The organism is Streptomyces sp. NPDC057743, from assembly GCF_042798755.1.
GTDB lineage: Bacteria > Actinomycetota > Actinomycetes > Streptomycetales > Streptomycetaceae > Streptomyces.
This window is the reverse complement of sequence record NZ_JBHVJX010000025.1, coordinates 99,769-117,927: the sequence shown is the minus strand read 5'-3', so window position 1 is coordinate 117,927 and position 18,159 is coordinate 99,769. Positions and strand designations below refer to the sequence as shown.

Genomic DNA, 18,159 nt, shown 5'->3' with positions numbered 1-18,159 from the left:
CGACACCCGCCTCTACGGCACGGCGACGGCACGGGCATGGGACCGGCTCCACCCGCGGTTGACCCGCCGAGCCGCCTGGATCGACCATGCTGGCCGCGCCTGGAGGAGGGCCGCCTGCGCGGCCTGGACACCTACCTCTCCTACCGCATCGGCCTGCGCACCTTCTCCGCCGCCGAATCCCGCGTCGCCCTCGGCGTCCCCGACGCCTACCACCTCCCCTCCGTCCCCGGCTCCGGCTACCTCAAGTTCGGCACGGACGAGATGACCCGCTTCAAGGCCGCCTACGTCTCCGGCCCCCACCGCTCAGCCAACAACCGCACCGACCACGGCGCGCTCCCCGTCCAACATCGCGCCGCCGTTTTCACCGCCACACCCGTCCCCGTCACCACCCCGGCACAGCAACCCACCCCGGAAGCCGTCACCCCGGGCGAAGACGCCCTGGCCGACACCGTCTTGGACGTCATCGTCGCCCGCCTGGAGGGCCAGGGGCCGCCCGCCCACCGAGTCTGGCTCCCGCCCCTGGACACCGCCCCCACCCTCGACCGCCTCCTCCCGGCCCTGACCACCACCCCCGATCGCGGCCTGCATGCCGCCGACTACCCCGCCACCGGCCGCCTCACCGTCCCCTTCGGCCTCGTCGACAAACCCTTCGAACAGCGCCGCGACCTCCTCCACCACGGCTTCTCCGGCGCCACCGGCCACCTCCTCATCGTCGGCGGCCCCCAGTCCGGCAAGTCCACCCTCCTGCGCACCCTCATCGGCGCCTTCGCCCTCACCCACACCCCCACGAAGTCCAGTTCTACGGGCTCGACTTCGGCGGCGGCGCCCTCAGCTCCATCGCCGGCCTCCCGCACGTCGGCTCCGTCGCCTCCCGCCTGGACCCCGAACGCGTCCGCCGCACCGTCGCCGAGGTCGCCGGCATCCTCGCCCGCCGCGAGGAGTACTTCCGCACCCACGACATCGACACCATCGCCACCTACCGCCGACGCCGCGCCGAAGGCCACCTCCCCGACCAACAATGGGGCGACGTCTTCCTCGTCATCGACGGCTGGGGCCCCTTCAAGGACGAGTACGAACTCCTCGAACCCATCGTCGCCGACCTCGCCTCCCGCGGCCTCGGCTTCGGCATCCACGTCATCCTCACCGCCAACCCGCCACCTCGAAGTCCGCGCCGCCCTCAAGGACCAGATCCTCGGCCGCCTGGAACTGCGCCTGACCGATCCCCTGGACTCCGAGTTCGACCGCAAGACCGCCGCCAACGTCCCACCCGGCGTCCCCGGCCGCGGCCAAACCCCCACCAAACTCCACCTCATGACCGCCCTCCCCCACACCGGCACACCAAGCACCACCGCCGAACTCGCCGATGCCACCGCCCAGTTCGTCCGCACAGTCGCGGAAAACTCGTCCGGCCCCACCGCCCCCGCCGTCCGACTCCTCCCCCGCACCGTCCCCGCCGCCCACCTCCCCAAGGGCTCCGACCACCCCCACCGCGGCATCGCCCTCGGCCTCGACGAAACCAACCTCGAACCCGTCTACACCGACTTCGAAACCGACCCCTTCCTCCTCGTCTTCGGCGAAAGCGAATCCGGCAAGACCGCCGCCCTCCGCCACATCGCCCACAAAATCGCCGAACGCTACACCCCCGACGAAGCCAAAATCGTCGTCGGCGACTACCGCCGCACCCTCCTTGACGCCATCCCCACCACCCACCTCCTCGAATACGCCCCCACCGACGACGCCCTCAACATCCACATGAACGCCCTCGCCGGCCTCATGGATCGCCGCCGCCCCACCCCTGATGTCCCCCCAACAACTCCGCGACCGCAGCTGGTGGACCGGCCCTCGCTTCTTCGTCCTCCTCGACGACTACGACCTCATCGCCACCAGCACCGGCAACCCCCTAGCCGCCCTCACCGACAAACTCCCCTACGCCCGCGAGACCGGCATCCACCTCATCCTCACCCGCACCACCGCCGGCATCTCCCGCGCCCTCTACGAACCCGCCCTCCAACGCCTCACCGAACTCGGAGCCCAAGCCCTCATCCTCTCCGGCAACCCCAACGAAGGCGACATCCTCGCCAACGTCCGCCCCCGCCCCCTACCCCCGGGCCGCGGCTACTACATCACCCGCAAACGCGGCACGTCCCTGATTCAACTCGGCTGGCAAGCTGACCAGTAGGCCACCCAAACGGCGTTCGGCGGCCATGCCTCTCGATGGGACCTCTGTCCATATGGCTTGCCCGGCACCCGGGCACCGGGCAAGCTGCTTCGGCACTACCCCGACAAGCCCTCTCCTTGGCCTCGTAATCAGTCCGTGACCGGATCGGCGCATCGGGGGTGAAGCCCGTCGGCCGGTCGTTGCCAGGCCCCATCCCCGGCATCACTGCTGGTCGAGCGACACCCGCGCAGGCGACATTGCCCCGTCGACAACATCTCCCTTCGAGCGGAGCAGCCGGCTGTATCGCCTACGCGCAGGTCACGGCTGCCGAATCTGGGTGGAGTAGCACGTGCGACACGAGGCGCCTGACGTCGATCGGCGGTGAGAGACCTTCGGCTCCTGGGCGTCGCAGTGGCCGGGTGAAGCTGAGGGCCTGCCCCCTCACCTGCGTTCGCGCTCCATCGCGCGGAATCTTCCCCTACGCTGCCCCCAGCCCCGATTTCACGTGGCCCCTGGGGACGCGTGCCTCGACCGGATCACCAGCGTGGAGCCGCTGATGTCACCCGTGCCTCCCGACCACACCACGTCGGCTTCAACAACGCGTGCAGCGGAGAAACCGTCGGAGGCGTCCCCACTACTCCCCACCGGATATTCCTGGTCCAGCGATCGCCGCCGCACCGCCATCGCCCGGCCCAGGCTCTCCGTCCCCGCCCGCCAAGCTCTCGGTGACCGGCAGCTCGGTGAAGGGCGCAGGGTACTCGACTACGGATGCGGACGCGGGGACGACCTCGCGGCACTGGAGCGGCTCGGGTGTGTCGTTACCGGCTGGGACCCGTACTACCTCAATGACACTCTGGCACGGCCCGCCGACGTGGTGATGCTCACTTACGTCCTCAACGTCGTCGAAAATCCGGGCGAGCGGCGCGAGACGCTGCAGCGCGCCTGGGAACTCGCGCAAGACCTACTCGTCGTCTCGGCGCGTCTAACGTGGGAACGGCGCAAGGTGAAGGGCGAGGAATTCGGCGACGGAATCATTACTAGCCATCGAACGTTCCAGCACTTGTACGGAGCAGGTGAGTTGCGTGCCTACGTAGCTGAGGTGACGGGGGCACGGGCAGTTTCAGCGGCACCCGGCGTGGTTTATGCCTTCAAGGACAATGCGGCGCGGATGCAGTACCTGGCGCAGCGGATCGTGCCGGACGCGGAATGGCTGGCATCCGCAGACACCGCCTCTGCGCTCGCCTCGGTCGTCGACTACGTCGAACGGCGCGGACGGCAGCCACGCATCGATGAAGTGCCACGACCTACAGCCGAACTGCTGGCCCAGTTCACCACAAGCGAGTTGCAGCGCCTCACTCGCGACAGCGCGGACGCGGCCAAGGTTTCCGAGGGCGCCAAGCGCTCAACGCTCAATACGCTGCTCTATCTTGCGGTGGAGTTGTTCAACGGACGTGGACCTTTCTCTAGCCTCCCGCACTCTGTCCAGCTGGACGTGCGGGCATTTTTTGCATCGTACAAAGAGGCGTGCCGGCGGGCTGACAGGCTGCTGCTCAAACTGCGCGACGATGCTTACGTGCGCGGCGCAATGAACGGCTCGGCGGCCGGGAAGCTGACGCCAACAGCGCTGTACGTGCACCGGCGGGCAGTTGACCACATTCCGGTAGTGCTCCGGCTCTACGAGCACTGCGCGTCGATCGCAGCAGGGCGGCCCGTCTCATGGACGATCCTGAAGCTCAAGCACAAGGGGAGAACGGTTTCGTGGCTGGACTATCCGGAGTTCGACACAGACCCGCACCCTCGCATCCACTCCTCCTACACGGTTGACATGCGAACGCTGGAGTCATCTCGCATCTCTTACGAGAAGTCCGAGAATCGTCCGCTGCTCCACCGGAAGCATGAGTTCCTGGACTCGAACGACCCGGACGGGCCTCGCTATCGGCGACTGACCGAGTCAGAGGTGAAAGCCGGGCTGTATGAGTATCCGCATCTGATCGGAACGGAGCGGGGCTGGGATGCAGAGCTGGTCCGCTGCGGGCGCGAACTGCGTGGCCACCGCCTCGTGCGACGCCGCCCAGCCGATAGCTGAGAAGGGGCGGCCTCATGCGCTGGGTTGCATACGGGCCACGGTCTCCGCAAACGCCTCGGCATCGAACTCTGTCACCTGCGACGGGAACCACGACAGCCTCAGCCCGTTCGATGCCCGGTCCTCGGGTAGCCCCATGGCGGTAAGCACATGGCTAGGGGTGTACGAGGCACTGGTGCACGCGGAGCCCGTGGCAACGGCGGCCTGGTCCTTGATTCTCACAATCAGCGCCTCGGCGTTCAGCTTGTCGAAGCTGAGGTTGAGGATGTGGGGGACGGAGTGCTCGGGGTCACCGTTGATCGCATAGCGGGTCTTCTCCAGGGCGGTGAGGAGGCGCTCACGCAAGGCCAAGGCGTCGCGCTCCCAGCCGTCATGCTTCGCATGGAAGCTTCGGGCCGCTTCGTGCAGCCCCATGATCAGAGGAACGGGAAGTGTTCCCGGACGGAGCTTTCGTTCCTGCCCCCCGCCGTACATGATCGGTTCCAGGGGGACCCTGTTCCAGCCTCGGCGACGGGTAAGGAGGGCACCGATGCCCTTGGGGGCGCCGACCTTGTGGCCGGAGATACTGACCAGGTCGATAGGGGCGGTGAGGTCTTTGGTCCGCTTGCCGTAGCCCTGGGCAGCGTCGACGTGCAAGAAGGTGGGGGTCTTGATCAGCGCCTGGGCGAGTTCGGCGACGGGCTGGATGACACCAGTCTCGTTGTTCACGTGCATGAGGGAGACGAGGAGGGTGTCCGGGCGGACACGAGCCAGGACCTCGTCGGCGGTGAGCCGGCCAGTGGGGCCCGGTTGGAGAAACTCGACCTCGAATCCGCGGGCGTCGCGCAGGTGCTCCAGCGGCTCCAAAACCGCCTTGTGCTCGACGGCAGATGTCACGATGTGCTTACGCCCACTCTTCTCTCCGTGAGCGGCGAGGCCGAGCAGCGCGATGTTGTTTGACTCGGTGGCACCACTGGTGAAGATGATCTCCTCAGCTTGAGCATCGAGGGTGGAGGCGAGGTAGGCGCGGGCTGCGGCGACTGCCTTCTTGGCACGCAGCCCATACTCGTGGGTGCGACTGCCGGCGTTGCCGAACTCTTCCGTCATCCAGTGCAGCACCACCTCGGCGACGTTCGGCTCGACCCGAGTCGTCGCCGCCGCATCCAGATACGCCACCACGGCACTCACCCGTTCTTTCCTGCTTCCCGGCACTCAGCTTCTCGCACGTACGTCAAGTCGTTAACGTACACGCTCAGAAGGTCGCAGACATCTCAGCTCACCTTCCCCACGGGACAGCCCACCGCCTTCGCCGTTTGTTCCCTGCCCGTCATGCACCTAGCCGAGATGAGTACGTCCTTCTTCACGCCCCACTTACGTCAAGTCCAGAGCCATGTACGTTTCCCCGATGACGTACGCTACGGTTTGCAGGTGGAGACTGAAGCTGCGACACCTGTGAAACGTGTGGCAGCGCCCTGTACCTCGACCGGTTTCGAGTACCGCTTCCCCGCCATCCGGGGCATCCAGGCAGGGCGCGAGTATTACGTCACGATGTGCCCGCTACGCCTGATCCCGATAATCTTCCGGTTGGATGACGAGGGCCTCTCCCCCGAGCTGCGCGCCCAACGCGTAGTGAACAAGGGTCGACTCCCTGCTTTGTCCAAGTACATCTTGGACAATTCGGACGATTACGTCTTTAGTGCGCTTACCGCCTCTGTCGACGGCAACATGCAATTCGATGCCTTCAGCGCTGAGGACGTCGAATTCCGCACCGGCCAGCTTCGCATTGCCATGGACGCCCGGTTCCTGATCAACGACGGGCAGCATCGGCGTGCCGCGATCGAGCTCGCTCTGCGTCAGAAGTCCGATCTCGGCGAGGAGACCATCGCCGTCGTGTTCTTTCACGACTCCGGTCTCGCGCGCTCGCAGCAGATGTTCGCCGACCTCAACCGGCACGCCGTGCGGCCGGCTCGCTCCATCGGCGTTCTGTACGATCACCGTGACGCTGAGGCCCAGGTCGCCCGCACTCTCGCCAGCCGCTCGGTCGTCTTCAGGGGTTACGTGGAGATGGAGAAGAGCAACCTCTCCGCCCGCTCCAAGAAAATGTTCACCCTCAGCGCCCTCTACTACGGCACCCAGGCGCTGCTGCAGGGACTGGAACTCAAGCCAGACGAAGCCACCGAACTCACCCAGGCATACTGGGAGACAATCGACAAGGCGTTGCCGGAGTGGAGCATGGTCCGCCAGCAGCAGCTCTCGGCTGCCGAGATGCGCCGTGACTTCATCCACAGTCATGGCATCGCCTTGCACGCCCTCGGTCGGGTCGGTAACTCGCTACTGCGCGACTCGACGGCCGTGAGCCACTGGAAGAAACAGCTTGCGCAGCTGAAGAAAGTTAACTGGTCGCGCGCCAATAGCGACTGGGAGGGCCGGGCCATCGTGGGCGGCCGTGTCTCCAAGAGCCATCAGCAAGTCACCCTGACCGTCAACTACCTGCGTCGCCACCTCGGCCTGGGCTTGAGCCCCGAAGAGCAGCGAGTGGAAGACGCCTACCTGCGAGGCGAGGAATGAGTTCCACCATCCCCATCCCGCTCGGCATGCCAGCCCAGCGCCGGCGCGCTTTCAACGGCCGCTCTCTGGATGAGGTGACGGCCGAGCTCGCCGAGGAGATCCGCGAGCTGTACACCGCCGACCAGGTCCCGTGGGTGATCGGTTATAGCGGAGGCAAGGACTCGACTGCCGTCCTCCAACTCGTCTGGACAGCTCTGAAGGAGCTCCCCACCGAGCAGCTCACCAAGCAGGTCCATGTGATCTCCACCGACACCTTGGTCGAGAACCCGGTCGTCGCCGCCTGGGTCACCAACTCACTTGAGACCATGGCGAAGGCCGCCGGTGAGCAGGGTCTGCCAATCGAGCCGCACCGGCTCACACCAGATGTCAAAGACACCTTTTGGGTCAACCTGATCGGCCGCGGCTACCCTGCTCCCCGCCCCAAGTTCCGTTGGTGCACCGAGCGTCTCAAGATCAAGCCATCGAACTCGTTCATCCGCAGCGTCGTTGCTGCCCACGGCGAGGCAATCATGGTTCTTGGTATCCGTAAGACCGAGAGTCAGGCGCGTGCTCGGGTCATGGAGAAGCACGAGAAGCGCCGGGTACGCGATCGTCTTTCCCCCAACGCCAACCTGCCCAACTCGCTCGTCTACAGCCCCGTCGAGGACTGGACCGACGACGACGTCTGGGAGTTCCTCATGCAACGTTCCAACCCCTGGGGCTATAACAACGAGGACCTCCTCAGCATGTACCAAGGGGCGTCCGCTGACGGAGAGTGCCCGCTCGTCGTCGACTCCACCACCCCGTCCTGCGGCTCTTCCCGCTTCGGCTGCTGGACTTGCACCCTGGTCGAGCAGGACAAGTCGATGTCGGCGATGATCCAGAACGACGAGGAGAAGGAGTGGATGCTCCCGCTCCTCAGCCTCCGGAACAAGCTAGACGCGCCCTTCGGCTACTACGACGAGGGTGACCCGGATCTACCTACTGGCCGCAAGGCTCCCTTCCCCCGCCCAGACAAGCCAGCCCGTGACTTCCGCCGTATAAACGGCAAGGTCATGCTCTTCAATGACGGCGCTATTCACGGCCCATACAAGCAGGACTACCGCGAGCAGTGGCTGCGCGAGCTACTGGAAGCCCAGACCTGGATCCGCACCAACGCCGACGCCCCCGAACACGTCCGCAGCATCGAGCTAATCACTCCCGGCGAGCTGCACGAGATCCGCCGTATCTGGGTCTTCGACAAGCACGAGGTCGAGGACACCCTCCCGCGCATCTATCAGGAAGCCACCGGCGAGGAGTTCCCTGGCGGCCCGCTGGACGAGCAGCTAGTCATGGGCGCCGACGAGATGAAGATCCTCAAGGATCTCTGTGGTGAGGACGAACTGCACTACAGCATGGTCCGCGAGCTACTCTCCGTCGAACGCAAGTACCGCACCATGACCCGCCGTGCCGGCCTTTTCAAAGCACTGCAACAGGCCGTCGAGAAGGGCTACTACGAGGACGGCGAGGACGCCGTAGCCTTCGCCAAGCGCAAGAAAGAGACGCGCGTCGACACCTCCCAGCCCCTCGCTCAGACCCTCACCTTCGACCAGGAAAACGAACTCGATGCTCCTGCGTAAGATCACCCTCTCCGAGTTCGGGGCCTACCGGGGTGAGCAGTCCCTCGACCTCACGCCGAAGAAGAACAAGCCGATCATCCTCATCGGTGGTCTCAACGGCTGCGGCAAGACCACCCTGCTCGATGCCATCCAGCTCGCCTTGTACGGCCGACGCGCCCGTTGCTCCGGCCGCGGCAACAAGGCGTACGAGAGCTACCTGCACGAGTCCATCAATCGCCAGGCCGACCCCACCCGCGGCGCCTCCGTCACGCTCGACTTCACCATCGCCGTAGAGGGCCGCGAGCACTACTACTCGGTTATCCGCAGCTGGCGTCTGTCAGGCAAGTCGGTCAAGGAATTCCTGAACGTCTTCGTCGACGAGCACTACGGCGAGCGCGCCAAGAGCACTCGCAAGCGACCCGAGCTCAAATTCAGCAAGGTACTCAGCGAGGGGTGGGCCGACCACGTCGAGGATCTGCTGCCGCTGGAGGTCGCCTCCTTGTCGTTCTTCGACGGCGAAAAGATCGAGTCGCTGGCCGACCCCGATCGCGCCGCCTCCTTCATCAAATCAGCCATCCGTTCACTCCTCGGCATCAGCACCGTCGAACAGCTCCGCACCGACCTGCAGGCTCTACAACGTCGCCAAGCGATTTCCGACGAGGAGCAGCACCTGCTGGACGAAGTGCGAGAGCAGGAGCAGGAAAGCAAGCGTGCTCAGCAGGAAAGCAAGCGTGCTCAGCAAGAGCTCGATCAGCTGAGCGAGGTGCACGACGAAGCCAAGGAGGAGCTTGAGAAGGCCGAGCGGGCGTACAAGGACGAAGGCGGTACCCTCTTCGAACAGCGCGTCACCCTGGAGAGTGCCCACAAGGCTGCCGCCGCCCGCCTCGCCGACACTCGTACTGCGCTCATCGCGAGCGCCGGAGGCTCTCTTCCGCTTCTGATGGCTGACGCCCAACTCAAGGCCGTCTCCGAGCAAGCCCGCCGTGAGCGCGTGGCCGCCCAGACACGCGAAGTCCTCGACGTCCTCGCCGAGCGTGACACCTGGCTGCTGGACCGCCTGCCCGAACAGGCCCGCGAGGATGCACTCAAGGCCATGGAAGCTGACAGGGCCGAACGCGCCGCCGACGCCGAACTCGACGTCGACCTGCATCTGCCTGCCAACATGTTGTCTCAGCTGGAGGCTCTCACTCAGTCTTTGGACGCAGAGCGCGATCAAGCCCAAAAGCTGCTCACCGAAGCCGAAGCCGCGACCGAAGAGCTCGCGCAGCTGGACCGCCAGCTGGCAGGCGTCCCTGAAAAGGACGATGTGCACGAACTACTGGAAAAGCGCGCCGAGCAAATGCGTACCGTCGCCATCGCGGCTGACGCCGTCGATCGGGCCCGCCAGCGCGTTGAAGAGGTCGAACGGCACGAGTCCAACGTCAATACTGCATTGGACCGCGCCCACAAGGACTACATCCGCACCAAGGTCAAGGCGGAGGAGGTCAAGCGCATCATCCGCTTCTCAGAGAAGGCCCGCGAGACCCTCGCGCACTTCTCCGGTGCCCTGCTACAACGGCACATCAGCCGTCTCGAAGTCGCAATGCTGCAAAGTTTTCAAAGCCTGATGCACAAACAGGGACTGGTGAAGGACATCCGCATCGACACGGACAATTTCACCCTCACGCTCTCCGATGCAGAAGGGCAGGAGATCAACCCCGGGCGACTCAGCGCCGGTGAGCGCCAACTGCTTGCCGTCTCCCTGCTGTGGGGCCTGATGAAGGTTGCCGGCAACCGGCTGCCCAGCGTCATCGACACGCCGCTCGGCCGTCTCGATAGCCGCCACCGCGAGCACCTCGTCGACCGCTACTTCCCCCACGCCAGCGGCCAGGTTCTACTCCTCTCTACCGACGAGGAGATCGACGAGGACCTCTTGGGCCGCCTCAACAAGTCAGTGGCACAGACCTATACCCTCTCCCACGACGACATCGAGCTCACCACCAAGGTCGTCAAGGGATACTTGTGGAACGCAGGAGCCAACAATGTCGCTTGAGAACGTCCGCCTTTCCCAGCCAGCCAAGGACCGTCTCATCCGTCTCAAGCGCACTACTGGAATCACTCAGTGGAACGTCCTGTGTCGCTGGGCACTCATCCTCTCCCTGAAGGATGCCTCGACCCCGCTCATCCGTGACATCGTCACTGATTCCAATGTCGTGATGGACTGGAAGACCTTCGCTGGCACGACCCACGGCGACATCTACCTTGCCCTCCTGAAGCAGCGTTGCGTCGAGGACGGTGAGGCTCCGACACAAGAGAACGTCGCAAAGACGCTCACGGTTCATCTGCACCGTGGCATCGGATACCTCGGGGGGCAGAAGGAGTTGACGACGATTGAGGGACTGATCGGGTCGGTCGCAGCCTGAACTGGGCAAATACGGACGCGAGTTCGAGTGGCGCGCCGCTAAACAGCAACCAGCAATACGTCACCCGAATGCGTATCGCCGCAGCTAGACTGCCCCGCATGGCATCAGGTCACGGCAGCACCACCCTCCAACTCAACCTCGTCGGTATCGGCGAGATTCTCCGCAACGACCGACTGGTCGTCCCCCAGTTCCAGCGCGCGTACTGCTGGAAGGTGGACCGGGAGGTCAAGGCCTACTGGACCGACATGGACCGGGCCATCCGGATAGGGACAGACGAGGAATACTTCTTCGGGACGATCGTCCTGACTCAGGACGGACCGGAAGACCGCAAGAAGATCATCGACGGACAGCAGCGGCTTGTCACATCCTCACTCCTAATCGCCGCAATCCGCGACGCGCTGCACCAACTGGGTTACGCCCGCGCGCACCTCATTGGCGATGAGTTCCTCGCGAGCCAAGCCTGGGACGCCGAGGGAACGGAACCGCACCTCAAGCTCAACGAGGATGACAATCCGTCTTTCCATGGCATCGTTACCCGCAGCACGCTGCCTGCCCACCCGGCCAAGCGCACAGACTCTGACATCGTCAGGGCGTACTGCTTCTTTCGCGAAGAGCTCGACAAGCTCACCCAGCGGTACGGTGCAGAAGCCACGCATGAGCTACTCAAATGGGTCAAGTACCTCCAGCAGCGTGCACAGCTCGCCGTCGTGGAAACCCCCTCCGAGGCTGATGCATACGTCATCTTCGAAACGCTCAACAACCGTGGCGCCGACCTGACCACCGCGGACCTTTTGAAGAACCATCTCTTCGGTGCGGCTAAGTTGCACCTCGACTCCGTGCGTAACAACTGGCATAAGGCAATCGGCGCCCTATCCCTCACGACTGCGAACGAAAAGTTCACGAAATTCCTGCGGCACTATTGGAGTTCGAGAGTCGGTAAGGTCACCGAACGAGACCTGTACGCGAAGATGCGTGAGCGGGTAGTGCGGAGCCAGGATGCCTTGACGTTCTCGGAGGAGCTTCTGTCGGGCGCGCGCATCTACGCCGCACTCTCCGACTCCAGTCACGAAATTTGGAACGAAAAGTGTTCGAGCCGGCGTCCAGCTCTTGACACACTCGCCCTGTTCAACTTGGTCCCCAATAAGATCCTGCTACTCGCAGCCGTCGAGCACTTTCCGCCGGTTCAGATCGAGAAGCTGCTCAAAGCTATGGTCAACTGGTCCGTGCGCGGCATGGTCATGAGTGCAATGAACCGGGGGCGCTACGAGGACCTGTACTCGCAGATTGCCATGGGGATTCGCCAGGGCGCGATCACGAGCGCCGCTCAGGTCCGGGAACGGCTCAACGACCTCATCCCGTCCGATAGCGACTTCAAGGCGCAGTTCACCCTGGCTACCCTGCTCGGACGGGGGGACGCCAGCAAGATTGCTCGCTACTACTTGAGCGCCCTGGAGAAGACCTGCAAGAAGGAGGGGCAACCAGAGTTCGTCCCCAACGACAATCCGAACGAAGTAAACCTAGAGCACGTCTTCCCGCAGAACGCAGTGGCCGAGGACTGGTCTGAGTTCATCGCCGCAAGCGGCAACCGCGAAGACGCCGATAGTTGGGTTTATCGCCTCGGCAACATGGTCCTGCTGCCCTCCGGTTCCAACTCGCGTCTCGGCAACAAGCCATTCAAAGACAAGGCTGAAATCTTCCAGCAATCAAAGCTCGCCCTGACTCGCGAGGTCGGCGAGTGTGCCACCTGGACCCCTGCGGCGATCCAGGCCCGGCAGGAACGTCTGGCGACCCTGGCCGTGCGAACTTGGCCAAGATAAAGGGAAGCAATGACGGGTGATGCCTGCCATCGCTGGCAAAAGCAGATCTCGCCCAGCATAGAAGTAGGGCATGCCCCCAAGCGAAGGGGCATGCCCTACTTGACAGCACCCAAGGGCTGCAAAGCACTTTAACCTTCACGCAATTCGGAAGCGCATACGTTTCCCCGTGCGCGACCCACAGAGCCAATTGACGCATTGGGCGTCGACAGGCCCGATTCTCACCTCAGCACCCGAAAATCACTCCACGAGATGGTGGCTCCAGGGGTGAGATGCACCGCGAAAGGTGTCCTTATTTCCAACTTCGCCCCCACCAGCTTTCCCCCACCAGCAGCGCCCCGCGGCTGCGGCATCCCTTCAACGCGCACCTAGGCTCAACGATGCTCCGTGGGGATAGGCAACAGACCTTGCCCCTGCACGACGATCGAGTATGAGACTACCACGGAGCAACGCTTCCCTTACTTGGGTCTAGCTTCCTTAAGAACGCAGCCACGACGGCATGCCTGTTCCAATCGAGGCACGCATAAATAAATGAAAGAAATGCGTCAACCATTGAACGCGACATTCCGCTTTTCGTGAAGAATTCGACTTGACATCTCCTTGAGTTACGGGCAACGATTCTTCTCGCACGCAGCAGCTATCGACGGTCACCGCAGCCAGTGTGGTGGATCCCGTAATTGGACTGACGGAGGTGCCGCCTCATTCCTGGAATAGCCAGACAAGGCGCAAAACTCGCATTGTTGCAACTGTAGCTACGTCCATCGGTTGACGCCCCTGGACGTCGCGCCTGGAGCAATCGAGGCTTCACGAAAAATACGCGGGACGGGCGAGGAGCATTCCGCATAAGTTCCGCTCATGCCGGTTGCGCACGTCTGTTAGCCGGAGCCTTCTTCCCTCCTGTCGTCCGACCAGCTAGCCCCATTCATTCGATATCCCGTACTTCTTACCCACCCGTTACCCGGAGCTGGTGCGTTCCTACGGCATGCACTGGTTAACTTCGAGAAAGAAAAAGCGGAGGAAAAGTGTCTCCCCAGCGTCTTCCCCTATTCTTGGCCGGCCAGGCGCTTGCCTCGTTTCGGGACTCTGGCTACAGCCTGCCCGCAGCGATCAGCGAAGTGGTCGACAACGCTCTTGAGGCTGCAGCTCAGAACATTCTCGTTCGCATGGATGAGGAGCCGGCTGGGGGTAGAGGTGACAAGAGCCGCGTGTGGCGCATCTGTTTCGCAGACGATGGCATCGGCATGGACGACGATGCGCTGCATCGCTACCCACAGGTCGGCCACTCCAGCCGCTATATGCGCACCGACACCATTGGAAAGTACGGAGTCGGCGCCAAGCTCTCCGCCCTGAACTACGGCAAGCGCATCGACATCTGGTCCCGCACCAGCGGCGCCTCGGACTGGCGGCACGTTTGGTTTGACCTCGACCATGCACTGGCAGAGGAGGAACTGGCTAACGGCCAATCCGCAGGCGTGGATCCTCCGACCAGCAAGCCCTTCCCCGACGACTTGCGCGACCTCGTACCACACGACGTCGGGACCCTCGTAGTGTGGTCCAAGATCGACCGCCTAGAGGACGGACGCCACTCCGAGGACTTCAAGTCTCTGGTCGGCGAGGTCAAGAAGGAGCTGGCCCGTACTTTCCGCTACTTCATTACTGATGGTCAGCGCATCCAGGTCAACGGGGAACAACTGCTGGCACACGATCCACTTTTCCTCCTGTCCGGTACGTGGGCAGAGTCAGTCCTGGATGAGTACTCAAAGTCCGAGAGTGGCCAGGACATGGGCAGCGCCTTCACCACGGAAAACCGTGATGCCGTGCTGATCGCAGACGAACCGCTCCTGATCGGAACACACACGGCGCAGCTGCGGGTAACCCTGTACCCACCGGCCGTTACCCGCAGCCGACAGATGGGCGGCGATGACGTCGCACGGAAGATGCGCATTCCGGAGAACGAGGGGCGCATCAGCTTCGTTCGGCGAGGGCGGGAAATCAGCTACACCAACGTGCCCCGCATCTTCGGTCGCCGTGTTGAGGAGCCTGATCGGTTCATCGGCATCGAGGTGGCCTTCGCCCCGGAGCTGGATGACTACTTCGGCGTGCGCCACGTGAAGCGTGGGGCAGAGCCACACGCCGAGCTCCGTGACCGACTTCGCAAGGAGCTCAAGAAGCCTCTCAAGACCGCAAGAAAGATTCTCGCGGAACGGTGGCAGGAGGCCGACCGGGATGGCCGGAAGCACCTTGGTGAGCACCACGACGTCAGCGATGCCGCATCCCGGATGGCCAGTGAGTTGCCCGCGCTACCGGTCGTGCCACGCGGGGCCACGGACCCGGTCCAGGCATTCGAGGATCTGGCCAGGGATGTCCTGGGGCCCGCAGCCCAGGCGGAAGAGAAGGCCGAATTCATCGAGCGGGAGCGCAACCGGCCTTTCGTTCTCAAAACGGTCGACGTGCCTGGCAAAGAGTTCATCGACATCACGCTTCTGGCCGGCCAGCAGGTCGTTCGGCTGAACGCACGGCACCGCTTCTACCAAGACACGTGGGTCCCGCTCACCGAACTGGTCGACGCGAAGCCGGGTGCCCTTGGCACCGAAGAGATCCGCCGGAGGGCCCACCAGGTGCTGGATGCCCTCAGCCTGATGCTCCTGGCGTACGCAAGGGCTGAAGCTATGGACCCCGGCTCGGACGTGCGCTATGGGCAGCTCCGCGGCTACTGGGGTATATTCCTCCACACGCTGATGAGCACAGGCAAGGATGAGGAGTAGACGCACAACAGGCAGGGGTGGCGCAGGAAAGACCTCCGCCGGCACCACCCCTTTCCTCACCCGTCACCAGTTCAGAGAAGCACTCGTCATCAATTGCCCGATGTCGTCCTCTCCGGTCTCCTGCGGGGCTTGGAGAGCTTCGAAAATGAGAGCAGCAACGATCGCATCAAGATCCTGGGCGGGCTGGCGGTTGATTTCGGCTTGGAGGTAACCGAGGCCACCATTGGCGTACTCCTCGAAGATGAGGATGCGGTCAGGCAGCCGGTCGTCGGCGAGGATCTTCGGGTCGTTCTCTTCCTCCACGGCAGCAAGTATGTCGAGCAGGACATCGCCGTAGAGTCGGCCTTCCATGAGGGCGAGACGGATTGGTTCGTCGTGCTGCTCGAAGGACTCGCGGCGCCCCTTGCGGCGCCCGAGCATGGCAGCGAACATCATCGCCTCGACCATGGTTCCGAACAGGCCGGTCTTCTTTTCGGTGAGCGCGTCGAGAAGCTCCTCGTGTGTGCTTGGGCGGCGGAAGCGGTCCACAGAGGCCATCAGACAGTCACCTTCTCCAGGACGGTGTGTTCGAAGCCGCCGTGGGAGACATACGGCACAGCACGGTTATTGATCTCAATAGTCTCTTCCTCGGCCGATTTGTTCGGTGTGAAGGAACGCAGCACATACATACGGCTAGCGGCGCGCTGCAGGTTCTCCATGACCTTGCCTCGCGCCTGTGACTGCGACAGCAGCGTGATGATCTGTGACGTCAGAACCGGCAGGGCCTTCGAGATCTCTTCCTGGTAGGTGAGGTCGAGGCTACCGAAGGGAGCGTCCATGACGACGGGGTAGATGCCGCCACCATTTCCTTCCAGCGTGCTTTCGTACGCGTGGTTCTTTCGGTCGTTGATGTTCTTGGCGACCTCGGAGACGGCTCCGACGAAGCTGAGGCCGAGGATCTGGTTCTCTCCGGTGGAGCGGATCGCGACGCCGCTCGGCGAGCGGAGCTCCAGTTCGAAAGAGTCGTTCAGCTCGGGGGTGTAGGTCTTGATGAAGATGCGGGAGAAGACCTCCTTGACCTTCTTGTCGAGCTGGTTGCGGACTTCTTCCGTCTTGATCGCTAGAATCTCGACAAGAGCCTCACGGACCTCGTTAACCAAGTTCACCTGACTCTGGATCTTGCGAGACTCCTCGTCCTTCGCCTCCGCTGACTTGTACTGGCGAGCGACGACCTCCAAGTCTTGCTTGATCGCAGCGAGCCGGTTCTCAGCCTCCCGGTGCGCGACTCGGGCCTCGGTCTCCTTCTCTCCGAACTCCTTGCGGCGGTCGACCAGCCGCTTCACATCTTGTACGTTCACACCTTCCAGCTGGCGGTCGACCTCGGTGCGCTCAGCCTCCAGCTGGCTGATGGCTGCGTCCGACTTCTGGATATCCGCGGCGTTAGAGGTCAGCTGGTCCAGCACCTCCTGCCGCTTATCACGCAAGTTGCGCATCTGGCCGTTCACGAAAAGCCAGCGGGACTCGACATCCGCAAGGCCAGCGTTGTACCGGCGCTTACTGAGCTCCTCGTATTCGGGGGTGCCTTCCGCGACCGGGCGGCCGCACATGCACAAGCGGTCCTCCAAGAGCTCCTCGATGAAGCTGCGCTGAATACCAGCCGGGAGTTGGCGCCGTTCCCGCATCCGGTTGGCGAGCTCGATCACCTTGTCGTCGAGTCCGCCGGTGAAGGCCAGGAACCCATGCTTGGACAGCAGCTCGCGCTTGCAACTCTTGAGGTCAGCGAGCTTCCCCCTTTCCTGACCGATGTGGCGCGTCAGACGCTCGCGCTCTTTTTGCAGCGGCTCCGCCTGCTCGTTCTGGCGCAGGGCGCGGCCGATGGCCTCGATCTCCCGCTGGAAGGAGCTGATGTCTGCAGAGAGACGCAGCATCTCTTCCACTTCGGCTCGCTGCCGCGTCTCCAGCTCCTCCATACGGTCTGTGAGCCGCTTCAGACGGCTATCACCCTTGGCATCGATCTCGCGAGCGAGCTTGCGGGCGGCCTTGGGAAGGTCGTCAATGGCACGTTCAATGGCCTCCAGATTAAGGAGGGTCTTGATCGCCTTCTTTACCTCTTCGTTATTCTCGTCGCCGGAGAACATTTTCTCCATACGCTCGCCGTTAAAGAAGAAGAAACGGCGCAGCCCTTGGGGCAGGATTTTCTCGATCCGGTCCTGCCCGTTGGCGACAGTTCGCGTTTCTCCGTCCGGGCCTATCTCGGTAACGGTGAGAGTGGGAACCACTGCCTGCTGGTCGTCCGACTGCTTGGGGAGGGTGACATCGCGGGAGACGGAGAAGCGGGTCCCCTCGTGTTCAAAGTCGAGGCGTACTGAGGCGGAGACCGGCTCACCGAAGGGCGTGTCGGCCCACTTCTTGTCATGGATGACGCGCTGCTGCTGCTCGACGTCGTCCGAGAAGGTGCCATACAGAGCCCAGGCGAAGGCGTTGAGCAGGGTGGTCTTGCCCGCGCCGTTGTTCCCGAAGATGAGCACGGCAGGCTTGTCGTCATCCACAGAGAGATCAAGGACCTGCTCGCCGTAGAAGGCGCGGAAGTTTTTCAGGGTGAGCTTGAGCAGCTTCACTTGATGAGCCCCCTTGCAGCGTCCACGATGCCCGGGACAACCTTCGTCGAGTTCCGGATGTGGATGTTCTCGTTCTCCAGGTCAATGACCTTCTGAACGAGGGCTCGGGCAGCGGGCGACAGCTCGCTCAGCACGTCGCGCACCGTCCTTGTCGGGGGCTGGTCGACGGCTACGTCACTCACGGGTGTGCTCCAATGTCGATGCGGAAGGAGTGGG

The 18,159-nt window shown here is 63.3% G+C and carries 11 protein-coding genes and 1 pseudogene; 8 read left to right on the top strand and 4 right to left on the bottom strand.

Annotated features, from left to right (window positions below; all coding sequences use genetic code 11):
- Window positions 1-96 precede the first annotated feature (96 nt).
- Together eccCb and ACFVFQ_RS26745 are read left to right on the top strand one after the other, a co-directional pair.
- Window positions 97-2,179, top strand: a pseudogene (eccCb, locus tag ACFVFQ_RS26750) (type VII secretion protein EccCb); the annotation flags it as partial.
- Window positions 2,180-2,702: 523 nt separating this feature from the next.
- Entirely contained in the window at window positions 2,703-4,244 is a 1,542-nt protein-coding gene (locus tag ACFVFQ_RS26745; RefSeq protein ID WP_383420469.1) for a DNA phosphorothioation-associated putative methyltransferase, read from the top strand.
- 12 nt (window positions 4,245-4,256) lie between these two features.
- On the opposite strand, the gene dndA is transcribed toward ACFVFQ_RS26745, so the two are convergent.
- Entirely contained in the window at window positions 4,257-5,408 is a 1,152-nt protein-coding gene (dndA, locus tag ACFVFQ_RS26740; protein WP_383420467.1) for a cysteine desulfurase DndA, read from the bottom strand.
- Between the two features lie 240 nt (window positions 5,409-5,648).
- On the opposite strand from dndA, the gene dndB reads away from it, so the two are divergent.
- The 6 genes from dndB to ACFVFQ_RS26710 all read left to right on the top strand — a co-directional run bounded on the left by dndB (window position 5,649) and on the right by ACFVFQ_RS26710 (window position 15,346).
- Entirely contained in the window at window positions 5,649-6,788 is a 1,140-nt protein-coding gene (gene dndB / locus ACFVFQ_RS26735; RefSeq protein ID WP_383420465.1) for a DNA sulfur modification protein DndB, read from the top strand.
- Window positions 6,785-8,386 carry a DNA phosphorothioation system sulfurtransferase DndC gene (gene dndC / locus ACFVFQ_RS26730; RefSeq protein WP_383420463.1) on the top strand — a complete coding sequence of 534 codons (1,602 nt, stop codon included), beginning with the start codon at window positions 6,785-6,787 and terminating at the stop codon, window positions 8,384-8,386. Before dndB ends, dndC begins: the two co-directional genes overlap by 4 nt.
- Window positions 8,373-10,397: a DNA sulfur modification protein DndD gene (dndD, locus tag ACFVFQ_RS26725; protein WP_383420461.1), complete on the top strand. Its 2,025-nt coding sequence runs from the start codon at window positions 8,373-8,375 to the stop codon at window positions 10,395-10,397. Before dndC ends, dndD begins: the two co-directional genes overlap by 14 nt.
- Window positions 10,387-10,767: a DNA sulfur modification protein DndE gene (gene dndE / locus ACFVFQ_RS26720; RefSeq protein WP_383420459.1), complete on the top strand. Its 381-nt coding sequence runs from the start codon at window positions 10,387-10,389 to the stop codon at window positions 10,765-10,767. The genes dndD and dndE overlap by 11 nt, the downstream gene beginning before the upstream one ends.
- Before the next feature lie 98 nt (window positions 10,768-10,865).
- Window positions 10,866-12,584: a DUF262 domain-containing protein gene (locus ACFVFQ_RS26715; protein ID WP_383420457.1), complete on the top strand. Its 1,719-nt coding sequence runs from the start codon at window positions 10,866-10,868 to the stop codon at window positions 12,582-12,584.
- 1,019 nt (window positions 12,585-13,603) lie between these two features.
- Complete coding sequence (locus ACFVFQ_RS26710) at window positions 13,604-15,346, top strand: ATP-binding protein (protein WP_383420455.1); 1,743 nt, start codon at window positions 13,604-13,606, stop codon at window positions 15,344-15,346.
- Between the two features lie 63 nt (window positions 15,347-15,409).
- On the opposite strand, the gene ACFVFQ_RS26705 is transcribed toward ACFVFQ_RS26710, so the two are convergent.
- From ACFVFQ_RS26705 to ACFVFQ_RS26695, 3 genes are read right to left on the bottom strand one after another with little or no spacing between them, the layout of a single operon-like run.
- Entirely contained in the window at window positions 15,410-15,883 is a 474-nt protein-coding gene (locus tag ACFVFQ_RS26705; protein ID WP_383420453.1) for a DNA phosphorothioation-associated protein 4, read from the bottom strand.
- On the bottom strand, window positions 15,883-17,943 hold the full coding sequence (locus ACFVFQ_RS26700; RefSeq protein WP_383420451.1) for an AAA family ATPase: 2,061 nt from the start codon (window positions 17,941-17,943) through the stop codon (window positions 15,883-15,885). Before ACFVFQ_RS26700 ends, ACFVFQ_RS26705 begins: the two co-directional genes overlap by 1 nt.
- Window positions 17,940-18,125, bottom strand: coding sequence for a hypothetical protein (locus ACFVFQ_RS26695; RefSeq protein WP_383420449.1), 186 nt, complete (start codon window positions 18,123-18,125; stop codon window positions 17,940-17,942). The genes ACFVFQ_RS26700 and ACFVFQ_RS26695 overlap by 4 nt, the downstream gene beginning before the upstream one ends.
- Between the last annotated feature and the right edge of the window lie 34 nt (window positions 18,126-18,159).

What these genes read in the sequence shown, in the direction of transcription:
- dndC (WP_383420463.1), top strand. Translation starts at nt 6,785, where the DNA reads ATGAGTTCCACCATCCCCATCCCGCTCGGCATGCCAGCCCAGCGCCGG.
- dndD (WP_383420461.1), top strand. Translation starts at nt 8,373, where the DNA reads ATGCTCCTGCGTAAGATCACCCTCTCCGAGTTCGGGGCCTACCGGGGT.
- dndE (WP_383420459.1), top strand. Translation starts at nt 10,387, where the DNA reads ATGTCGCTTGAGAACGTCCGCCTTTCCCAGCCAGCCAAGGACCGTCTC.
- ACFVFQ_RS26715 (WP_383420457.1), top strand. Translation starts at nt 10,866, where the DNA reads ATGGCATCAGGTCACGGCAGCACCACCCTCCAACTCAACCTCGTCGGT.
- ACFVFQ_RS26705 (WP_383420453.1), bottom strand. Translation starts at nt 15,883, where the DNA reads ATGGCCTCTGTGGACCGCTTCCGCCGCCCAAGCACACACGAGGAGCTT.